6 protein-coding genes are annotated in these 6685 nt (G+C 64.6%); 3 read left to right on the top strand and 3 right to left on the bottom strand.

Annotated elements, in window-relative coordinates:
* Window positions 1-298 precede the first annotated feature (298 nt).
* The 3 genes from Q7T26_09650 (at window position 299) to Q7T26_09640 (ending at window position 3455) form a co-directional block, all read left to right on the top strand.
* Entirely contained in the window at window positions 299-1558 is a 1260-nt protein-coding gene (locus tag Q7T26_09650; protein ID MDO8532403.1) for a dihydrolipoamide acetyltransferase family protein, read from the top strand.
* A 162-nt stretch (window positions 1559-1720) separates the two neighbouring features.
* Window positions 1721-2452 carry a lipoyl(octanoyl) transferase LipB gene (gene lipB, locus Q7T26_09645; protein MDO8532402.1) on the top strand — a complete coding sequence of 244 codons (732 nt, stop codon included), beginning with the start codon at window positions 1721-1723 and terminating at the stop codon, window positions 2450-2452.
* An 85-nt stretch (window positions 2453-2537) separates the two neighbouring features.
* Complete coding sequence (locus Q7T26_09640; protein MDO8532401.1) at window positions 2538-3455, top strand: hypothetical protein; 918 nt, start codon at window positions 2538-2540, stop codon at window positions 3453-3455.
* 83 nt (window positions 3456-3538) lie between these two features.
* On the opposite strand, the gene hflX is transcribed toward Q7T26_09640, so the two are convergent.
* From hflX to Q7T26_09625, 3 genes are all read right to left on the bottom strand, one after another.
* Window positions 3539-4693, bottom strand: a complete 1155-nt coding sequence (gene hflX, locus Q7T26_09635; protein MDO8532400.1) for a GTPase HflX — start codon at window positions 4691-4693, stop codon at window positions 3539-3541.
* A gap of 50 nt (window positions 4694-4743) precedes the next feature.
* Window positions 4744-5373 carry a hypothetical protein gene (locus Q7T26_09630; GenBank protein MDO8532399.1) on the bottom strand — a complete coding sequence of 210 codons (630 nt, stop codon included), beginning with the start codon at window positions 5371-5373 and terminating at the stop codon, window positions 4744-4746.
* 68 nt (window positions 5374-5441) lie between these two features.
* Complete coding sequence (locus Q7T26_09625; protein ID MDO8532398.1) at window positions 5442-6533, bottom strand: NAD-dependent epimerase/dehydratase family protein; 1092 nt, start codon at window positions 6531-6533, stop codon at window positions 5442-5444.
* Window positions 6534-6685: the final 152 nt, after the last annotated feature.

The raw sequence follows: 6685 nt of genomic DNA, 5'->3' as shown, positions 1-6685 counted from the left end.
GGAAGGACTCGGAATGACAGCATGCCCCATCCCTGGCCCCTCTCCGCAAGTGAGAAAGCGATGATGCAATAAAGCGCGGGGGTGCAGGGGCGCAGCCCCTGCCGGGGGTCTCAGGGGTATCCCCCGATATCTTTCCGTCCTTCGTCCCAGGGGGAGCAACGTGAAACATAACCGCGCTCGTGCCCCAGAAGCACGTGCAGCGGCACAGTCCATGCCGGGGGTCTGGGGGACATCCCCCAGATTCTTTTCCTCCCCCTTCTCCTTCGAGGAGAAGGGGGAACAGAGGGGGATGAGGTAAATGCCCACCAAAGTCATCATGCCCCAGCTCGGCGAGTCGGTCACGGAGGGCACCATCGGCAAGTGGCTCAAGAAGCCCGGCGACCGCGTGGCGCTCTACGAGCCTCTCGTCGAAGTCATCACCGACAAGGTGAACGTGGAGGTGCCGTCCCCCGCCGCGGGCGTCCTCACGGCAATCCTGGCTCCTGAAGGCGCGACCGTGCCCGTGAACACGGACCTGGCCGCGATAGAGGAAGTCGTCGGGGCCGCGAGCGCGCCTCCCGCCCAAGCGCCCGCGCCCGCATCGGCCCGCGCGCCTGAGCCCCCTTCCGCGAAAGGGCCGACGGCGACTGAGGAGCCGCTGGTCACGCCCGTCGTGCGCCGCATGGCCGCCGAGTACGGCATTGACGTCGCGCTGGTCAAGGGCACGGGCATCGGCGGGCGCGTCACGAAGCAGGACGTGATGCGCTACGTCGAGGAGCGCAAGCAGGGGCAGACCCCCGCTCCGTCGCCCGCACCTCCGGCGTCGCAGCCCACATCAGCGCAGAGGGTTGCGTCCTTCCCCGGAAGGATCGTGCCGCTGCCCGGCGACCAGGCCATCCCCGTGTCCGCCATCCGACGCCAGATCGCCGAGCACGTCGCGCGCAGCACGCGCACCATACCCCACGCATGGACGCTGCTGGAGGTGGACATGTCCGGCGCGGTCGGCCTCCGCGAGAGCATGAAGGCGCAGTTTCAGCAGCGCGTCGGCGTGGAGCTGACCTACGTCCCCTTCGTCATCAGGGCGGTCGTGGACGGGCTGAAGCAGCACCCCATGATGAACGCGGTCTGGGCGGACGACAGCATAATCGTCCGCAAGGAGATCAACATCGCCGTCGCCATCGCCCGCGACGAGGGGCTGATGGTGCCCGTCATCCGCCACGCCGACCAGAAGAGCATCGCCGGTCTGGCGAAGGCGCTGCACGAGCTTGTGGTGGGAGTGCGGGAGAACAGGCTGGCGTTGCAGGACGTGCAGGGCGGGACGTTCTCCGTGAACAACCCCGGCGCGCTCGGCTCCGTGGCCTCGTTCTCCATCATCAACTATCCGCAGACGGCCATCCTGAACATGGAGGCCATCGTCCGGCGGCCCGTCGCCGTCGGCGACGCCGTCGTCATCCGCCCCATGATGAACCTGACGCTCTCCTTCGACCATCGGGTGGTGGACGGCCACACCGCCGTGGGGTTCCTTCAGGCGGTGAAGCGCGCGCTGGAGGCCGTGGGGCCGGAGACTCCGGTATACTAGAAGTCAGCCCTGAAATACGTGTTCACCCTTCGACAAGCTCAGGGTGAGCGGGACACACCGCTCATGGTGAGCTTGTCGAACCATGAGAGAAGATCAGCCGAGGATTTTCGGGACAGCTTTTAATGTGTCCGGACACTCCACCCCCATACGAAAGACTCGCACGTGACCGCACCACAGCCCGCGTTCATCCCCGTGCGCCTGGGGACCATCGAGTACGGCGCGGCCTGGGCCTTGCAGAAGGCCCTCGCCGTCGCGCGGCGCGCCGACGCCATCCCGGACGTGCTGCTTCTTCTCGAGCACCCGCACACCTACACCATAGGTCGCGGCGGCGGCGATGAGCACGTGCTCCTGTCCGAGGAGGCGCTCGCCCGGCGCGGCGTCCGCGTCTTCCACGTTGACCGCGGCGGCGACGTCACCTACCACGGCCCCGGCCAGCTCGTCGGCTATCCCATCGTGCACCTGCGCGAGGACCGGCTGGACGTGCACGCCTACCTGCGAAACCTGGAGGAGGTCATCATCCGCGCCCTCGCCGACCTGGGCATCGCCGCGGGGCGTCAGCCAGCGTACACCGGCGTGTGGGTCGGCGACGAGAAGATCACCGCCATCGGCGTGAAGGTGAGCGCGGCGGTCACGTCGCACGGCTTCGCCCTGAACGTCTCGACCGACCTCTCGTACTTCGACTCCATCGTCCCGTGCGGCATCCAGGGCAAGGGAGTCACGTCCGTCGAGCGGCTGCTGGGCAGACCCGTGGAAATGGAGACGGTGATCAAGCGGGTCGTGGCCCGCTTCGGCGAGCGCTTCGCGCTGGAGGCCAGGCCGATGGTGGACGCGCGGCGGGAGCCGCCGGGCGCGCTGACGCCGGACGGACTGCTCGCCATGCTGAGCCGACGCTGATGCGCGCTACGCAGCCACAAACCGGACTAGGAGAAGACCCGAGAGACGGACGAGGTCTAAATCTGTCACCAATGGAGAAAACCTCTTGAAAACAGCACAAATAACGCAGGAGATTCGGGATTTGGCATTACAGACACTCCTTTCAGGGGAGAAAGACGCTAGAAAGAAAGTCGAGCAGTTGCTTGGATTCGGAGGGAAAAGACAAGTCACCGACTGGACCATAGCTCAGTCCCTCGGCATCTCCCATTCCAAAGTGAGATACTGGACAACTCGTGATTCCCTTTTGAGAGGCAGTCGTATATTGGGGAAAGCGCGCAAAGAAGCCGCTATGAGACGGGGCGCTATCGTCACCAGCAACAAACTCGGCTTCTCGATATGGCTTCCTGAAGATTGGGGTGTTCAGATCGATACCAATAAGCACCCCTTTGAGCAAGTGCAAGATTGTGAGCAGCGAGAGGCACGTTTGCGCCGCGCAAGAACCGAACAGTACTCTGACAGAGGACTGAGAAAGTCGTATCGCCTTCTGCAACGCGCGATGAAAGACGCTATCATCCCGTTGGACGAATATGGCATGCGAGAACGTGCGGAGAAGGACGGGTCAGAGGAGTCCTTCGAGCGTCGTATGAGACGTATGCGGGCACAAGGGCGATGTAGTGGGTATTGGCGAGCATCGCCAAAGGTGGACGTAAACCACGTTCTTGAAGTGGAAGTGTCCAAGTTCGCATTTCGCTCTCCGCTCACTGCGGGAGAACTTTATCAAGCGGAAAAGCCAGAACAAAGTTACGAGGGTTCTGCCAATCGTTCCAAAATGTTTTCATTGGATGGGCTGGAGGCAATCAGACACTACTATGTCTACCCGGGGCCAGAAGGAAATGCCGTATTTATCACATATATGACTATCGAACTAACAGGTTGGTCTATTCACTGCTGGTACGATGTCAAGGATAGCCTCACCCTGAGGCCATTATTCCATCGTATTGTATCCAGTTTTCATCGACTCTAGTTTGCACCGCCATATGAGAAGTACCCCGCAGGGGAGACCCCTCGTCCTTCGGTGGAAGGACTCGGGGTGACAGCCAAGCCCCGTCATTCCGAACGCAGTGAGGAATCTCCCGCCACAGCGGCCTTTGAATCTTTCGCCGCCTTCTCCAGCTCCCGCGCTATCATCTCGCGCAGCCTGTCCAATCCCCAACCTTTAGCCGCGGACACCAGCGCCACCGGCCAGCGCGTCTCCCTGGGCGCCTCCACCAGGCTCTCCAGAGCCACGCCCGGCTCCATCCCCTCCGGCGTGTCCGGCGCAAGCACGTCCACTTTGTTCAGAACGAGAATGCGCGACCTGTCCATCAGCCCCATGCCAGCCAGTATCTTGTCCACCACCTGCGCCTGCTCCGCCGCGTTCTTGTGTGTTATGTCCACTACATGCAGGAGCAGGTCGGCCTCCCCTATCTCCTCTAAGGTGGCGCGAAAGGCGGCGACAACCGAGTGCGGAAGCTTCTGAATGAAGCCCACGGTATCGGTCAGGAGCGCGGGGCCACCGTTGGGCAGCATGATGCGTCGGGTGACCGGGTCGAGGGTCGCGAAGGGCTTGTCCTCCACCAGGACGTCCGCGCGGGAGAGGGCGTTCATGAGGGTGCTCTTTCCCGCGTTCGTGTAGCCCACCAGAGAGACCACCGGCACGCCCTGGCTGCGCCGCCGCTCGCGGTAGTGCTCACGGTGCATGCGCACGTCGTCCAGCCGCTCCGTCAGGCGCTGGATGCGCTTGCGGACGAGTCGCCGGTCGGTCTCCAACTGCGACTCGCCGGGGCCGCGCGTCCCGATGCCGCCGCCGAGGCGCTCCAGGTGGCTCCACTGCCCCGCGAGGCGCGGCAGGAGGTACTGGTGCTGCGCCAGCTCCACCTGCAGCCGGGCCTCCTGCGTCTGAGCGCGCCTGGCGAAGATGTCAAGGATGAGGGCCGTGCGGTCAATGACCTTGACGTTGAGGGCTGTTTCGAGGTTCTCCTGCTGGACAGGGGTCAACTCGTCGTCGAAGATGGCGACGTCATACGGCGTGACGGCCTGGGACGCCACCATCTCGTCGAGCTTGCCGCGCCCCATATAGACCGACGTGAGGTGGGCGACGTGTTGCGCCACGACCGCCACCACCCGCGCGCCCGCGGTGCGGGCAAGCTGCGCCAGCTCCTCCAGCGAGTCCTCCTGGCTGAGGACGCCCCTCCTGCCCTTGACCTCCACACCCACCAGCATGGCCCGCTCGGCGGCGGGACGCGTGTCGTGCACGCGCGGGCGGTCGCGCCCTAGCTCCTTCGCGGTTCTGTACGTCTGCGTTCTCCTATCTTTATTCGGGAGCCTCGCCAGATAGCCAGGCCAAGCCAGATGTACCACACGGGATTCAGAAGGAAGCCGGTGACCGCAGCCGGCCCAAGAACGAGGGGACTGGCCGGGGACAGCACTATCAGGCGTCCCAGGTAAACAACGACCAGGAAGACGCCCAGCAGATAGCCCAGGTAGCCCAGTCCCTTCGGGAAGTCCCCGCTGCGGCCCATCAGCCACCCGACGACGAAGACGGCGACGCCCGCGAGGCCGAACGTGGCCAGGCCGCGCGGGTCAACGCCGCTGGGCAGGTCGGGCGCGACGACAGTCGGCGGGTTGATGACATTCGCCAGGTCGTAGCCCCCGTGGCTCGCCGCCGCGAACGCCGCGACGAAGCCCAGCAGCAGCGCCCACAGCGCGAAGGGCGGATCGGTCTCGCGCAGGCGCTTGTAGAGCGCGACGAAGACGGCGGACGACAGCAGCCCGCCCGCCATCAGGAAGACCGCGCTCAGAAGGTTGTCCCGCAGAATGACAAATGCGATAGAGTAGAGCAGGCCACTGACACCGGCCAGTACAGCACACACACCGGAGAACCGTTCATAGGATGGCGTCATATCTTTCCCCTTGCGCCGCGCATTTTCACCCCGCGCGCCGCCGCCTTTCTTGACCAATGGACATCCGCTTACATCGCCCGCATGTCGCCCTGGAAGGCCCGCGGCCATCCGATGGGCTTGGACTTGCTCGCCATGTAGTCCTCGTAGGAGACGCCCATCGCCTTCAACCCCTCCTTCCACGTGGCGAGCGCGCGGTCCTCCTCCGCATAGTCGAACGCGCTCTTGCCCAGCGCCTGCTCCTCAAGACCGCCCGGCGCGGGAGGATGATCGCGCAGCCAGAGCGCGTACCGGGCCGTCGCCTCCTCCACAGGCACGACGTCTTTGTACCCCAGCTCGCCTTTGATTTTGCTGAGGTCGAAGACGATGTGCTGCACGCGCGCGTACGGGTTGCGCCGGGGGCTGAGCCGCAGGGGCATGTCCACCATGTCCCACGCATGGCCCAGCGTCTCCGCTATGACCATCGTGATGCGCCGCAGCGAGAGCACGCGCTCGTCGCCCACATTATACGTCTGGCCGCTGGCCTGCGGCTTCTCAAGGGCCAGCATGCAGGCGTGGGCCAGGTTCACCGAGTAGCCCCTGTGCGGGTGCGTCAGGCCGTCGGCCTCCAGGATGATGTGGGGCCGCTTGTCCAGCGCGCGCTTCACGATGTACCAGTCGAAGGGGTGGTACGCGTACGGGCCGTACACGTAGGGATAGCGCAGGATAGTGGCGTCGAAGAGGCCCTGGCGGTGCAGCTCCCACACCTTCTCCTCGCCGACGCGCACCATGTAGCCCCAGCGGTCTTTCTCGGCGTCCATCACCTTGGGGGCGTCCTCCGGGATGAGCGCGGGCAGCGTGGGCTGGCCGGCGCGCGCGAAAATGCCCTCGTATATCCCCTCGCCGGTGACAGCGACCAGCTTCCGCACCTGCCCCGCGAGCGCCTCCACGATGTACCGCAGTCGCCCCGACGTGCTCACCGCCACGTCGAACCGCCTGCCCTTCAGGTCCTTCTGGACGCTCTCCTTCTCGCGCGGGTCGCCGTGGATGTGGCCGACCTGGCGCGAGAACTCAAGCTCGTGCGCGCCCGTGTGGTAGATGGTGACGTCGTAGTCGCGCTCCAGCAGCCGCTCGACGATCTGGTAGCCCGATGGGCCGGTGCCGCCGATGACGAGAGCTTTCATCTGTAGCTCCTTGTGTCTTATCTCCGAATACGCTTACGATTTGTCATTGCGAGGAGTCCTTCCGCGGTACGATTTGTCATTGCGAGGAGTCCTTCCGCGGAAGGAGGACGGAGCAATCTGGAGAAGGGGGTGGGTCCCGCCGCCAGATTGCG

This window comes from Dehalococcoidia bacterium (genome assembly GCA_030648205.1).
Taxonomy (GTDB): domain Bacteria; phylum Chloroflexota; class Dehalococcoidia; order JAUSIH01; family JAUSIH01; genus JAUSIH01.
Note: the sequence above shows the minus strand (reverse complement) of the source record. Positions and strands in the feature narration are given on the sequence as shown.

Coding starts and splice junctions, on each gene's coding strand:
- Q7T26_09650 (MDO8532403.1), top strand. CDS start 299: ATGCCCACCAAAGTCATCATGCCCCAGCTCGGCGAGTCGGTCACGGAG.
- hflX (MDO8532400.1), bottom strand. CDS start 4,693: ATGCTGGTGGGTGTGGAGGTCAAGGGCAGGAGGGGCGTCCTCAGCCAG.
- Q7T26_09630 (MDO8532399.1), bottom strand. CDS start 5,373: ATGACGCCATCCTATGAACGGTTCTCCGGTGTGTGTGCTGTACTGGCC.
- Q7T26_09625 (MDO8532398.1), bottom strand. CDS start 6,533: ATGAAAGCTCTCGTCATCGGCGGCACCGGCCCATCGGGCTACCAGATC.